We start from the raw sequence: 2,925 nt of genomic DNA on the forward strand, positions 1-2,925 counted from the left end.
TATATCTAATTCTGAATTTTTATACATTTCAGACTTATTAAAAAATAGTGATCTTAAAAAAGATTTACTTGTTTTTGAAATAAATTCAAAAAAAACAATATTTTTAATTTCTATTAAAAGGAATATTAAGATTTCCGATATAGAAAATTTGGGAGCTAAATTTCATGGTCATATAGATTATAAAAAAAGAAAAGATTATTTTGTAAACTCAGATACCATTAATAGTAAAATAAAAAATTTTGTAGGTCATTTTCTTCATGGGTTCAAATTAAAATCTTATGAATTCAATATTTATAAATCAAAAAAAAATAAAAAAATTGTTTCTATAAATGTAATTGCAAATAAAAATAAAATTTCTAAGAAGGATCAATTAAGATTTAAAGCTATAGAAGAAGGAACTTTTTTTGCTAGAGATCTTGTTTCAGAACCAGGCAATGTTTTACATCCCGATGAATATGCAAAAAGAATAAATTCACTTAAAAAGTTTGGATTGAAAGTAAACATATATGATAAAAAGAGATTAAAAAAACTTGGTATGAATGCCTTGCTTGGTGTTGGTCAGGGAAGCATTAGAGGATCTTATCTTGTCACAATGGAATGGAAAGGTGTTAAAAATAATTCCAAACCTTTAGCATTTATTGGAAAGGGAGTTTGTTTTGATACAGGCGGAATTTCATTAAAACCTGCTAAGTTTATGGAAGATATGACCTATGATATGGCGGGCTCTGCTACAGTAGTTGGTTTAATGAAAAATCTAGCTTTGAGAAAAGCAAAAATTAATGCTGTTGGTGTTGTAGGACTTGTGGAAAATATGCCTGGTGGAAATGCTCAAAGACCTGGAGATATTGTTAAATCTTATAGTGGAAAAACAATTGAAATATTAAATACGGATGCAGAAGGAAGATTGGTTTTGGCTGATGCGCTTACCTTCACTGAAAAAAAATTCAAACCTAAATTTATGGTTGATTTAGCAACTCTCACAGGTGCAATTATAGTTTCTCTTGGATCGGAATATGCTGGACTTTTTTCAAATGATGATAAGTTATCTAATCAATTAATTGATGCTGGAAATAATGTTGACGAAAAATTATGGAGAATGCCACTTCATAAAAACTTTGATAAATTAATAGATTCTAAAAATGCCGATATGCAAAATATTAATTACGTTGGTGGAGCAGGGTCAACAACGGCAGCACAATTTTTACAAAGATTTATTCTAAACAAAACACCTTGGGCTCACTTAGATATTGCTGGTATGGCTTTTTCTAAATATGGAGGAGCTTTAAATTCAGGTGGTGCAACAGGTTATGGAGTAAGATTATTAAACAAACTGATAGAGGACAATTATGAGTAATTTAGAACAAACATTATCAATTATTAAACCTGATGCTGTTGAGAGAAATATTGAAAATGAGATTAAAGAAATGTTTAAAAGCAAAGGTTTTTCAATATTAAAAGAAAAAAAAATTCAAATTGAAAAGTCAGAAGCAGAAAAGTTTTATAAAGTCCATGAAACTAAACCATTTTATAATGATTTGTGCGATTATCTATCATCAGGCCCAATTGTAGTTATGGTTCTTGAAAAAGAGAATGCAGTTGTGGGAAATAGAGAATTAATGGGTGCTACAAATCCAAAAGATGCAGAAGAAGGTACTATCCGAAAAAAATATGGAATTTCAATAGATAAAAACTCTGTTCATGGATCAGATAGTACTGAAAATGCTAAAATTGAAATAGATTTTTTCTTTAAAGATTAAAAACTTTTAATATAGCTTTAGGATAGAGTTTATGCTCTTGGACTAAAATTTTTTTAGCAAGTGAAGCCTCAGTTTCGTTTTTTGAAATCCTGACTTTTTTTTGGAGAACAATTTTACCAGAGTCTAATCTAGCATTTACTAAATGAACAGTACATCCTGAATATTTTTCTTTATTATTTAATGCTCTTTTGTGAGTATTTAATCCTTTATATTTAGGAAGTAGAGATGGATGTATATTTAAAATTTTTCCTTTAAATTTTTTAATAAAATTCTTTGATAAAATTTTCATAAATCCAGCAAGACAAATCATTTCAATTTTGTTTACTTTTAAAACAGAAAGTAAATTTTTTTCACTTAAATTTTTATTTTTAAAATTTAATACCTTTTTTTTTATATCATATTTTTTAGCATAATCTAAACCTCTAGCTTTAGAATTATTTGAAAGAACAAAATCAATAGATATTGGAGATTTATTAGTTTTTGAAAATTTAATTAGAGATTTTAAATTACTTCCTGTACCAGATATAAATACGGCCGTTCTAATTTTTTTATAACCAGTTGATAGACCCATTTAGTTTAACTTTATTTTTATCTTCAGAAATTTTTCCAATTACATATGGTTTGTATTTTTTTGAAAAAAATTTGCTTATTTTTTTTAGATTTTTACTTTCTATAATTAGGCAAAAACCAACTCCGCAGTTAAATGTTTTGAGCATTTCTTTATTAGAAATTCCATTACTTTTAAGCCAACTAAATATTTTAGAGGTTTTAATTTTATCTAAATTAATATTTGCAGAAAGTTTATCTGGTATAATTCTTTTAATATTATCCGACAATCCTCCACCAGTTATATTTGCACAACCATTAATTAATTTATTATTTATTAAATTCATTATTTCTTCGACATATATTTTAGTTGGCTTTAAAAGTTCAGACCTTAAAAATTTATTTTTTTTAATATTTATTTTTTTTTGTTTTAATAAATATCTCACAAGAGAATACCCATTAGAGTGTAAACCACTAGAAGGAATCGCTAATATTAGATTATTTTTTTTTATTTTGTTTTTACTTAAAATTTTATTCTTTCCAACAACTCCTACTGCAAAACCCGCAATATCAAATTTCCCTTTTTCGTAAGTGCCTAAAACTTCATGTTTCTCAATTACAA

At 26.4% G+C, this 2,925-nt stretch carries 4 protein-coding genes; 2 read left to right on the forward strand and 2 right to left on the reverse strand.

Features of this window, described 5'->3' with window-relative positions; genetic code table 11:
* The coding region (locus AMN81_RS05500) for a leucyl aminopeptidase (RefSeq protein WP_072091062.1) at positions 1-1,354 on the forward strand (1,354 nt) is incomplete at its 5' end.
* Entirely contained in the window at positions 1,347-1,757 is a 411-nt protein-coding gene (gene ndk, locus AMN81_RS05505; RefSeq protein ID WP_072091063.1) for a nucleoside-diphosphate kinase, read from the forward strand. The genes AMN81_RS05500 and ndk, both read left to right, overlap by 8 nt.
* On the opposite strand, the gene purN is transcribed toward ndk, so the two are convergent.
* Positions 1,747-2,328, reverse strand: a complete 582-nt coding sequence (gene purN, locus AMN81_RS05510) for a phosphoribosylglycinamide formyltransferase (RefSeq protein WP_072091064.1) — start codon at positions 2,326-2,328, stop codon at positions 1,747-1,749. The two genes, ndk and purN, sit on opposite strands and share 11 nt — an antisense overlap.
* On the reverse strand, positions 2,306-2,925 hold a 620-nt coding region (locus AMN81_RS05515), incomplete at its 5' end, for an AIR synthase-related protein (RefSeq protein ID WP_256998237.1). The genes AMN81_RS05515 and purN, both read right to left, overlap by 23 nt.

This window comes from Candidatus Pelagibacter communis, from assembly GCF_001179845.1.
GTDB lineage: Bacteria > Pseudomonadota > Alphaproteobacteria > Pelagibacterales > Pelagibacteraceae > Pelagibacter > Pelagibacter ubique_Q.

Bases quoted from the DNA above. Each gene is read 5' to 3' on its own strand.
- ndk (WP_072091063.1), top strand. From the start codon at position 1,347: ATGAGTAATTTAGAACAAACATTATCAATTATTAAACCTGATGCTGTT.
- purN (WP_072091064.1), bottom strand. From the start codon at position 2,328: ATGGGTCTATCAACTGGTTATAAAAAAATTAGAACGGCCGTATTTATA.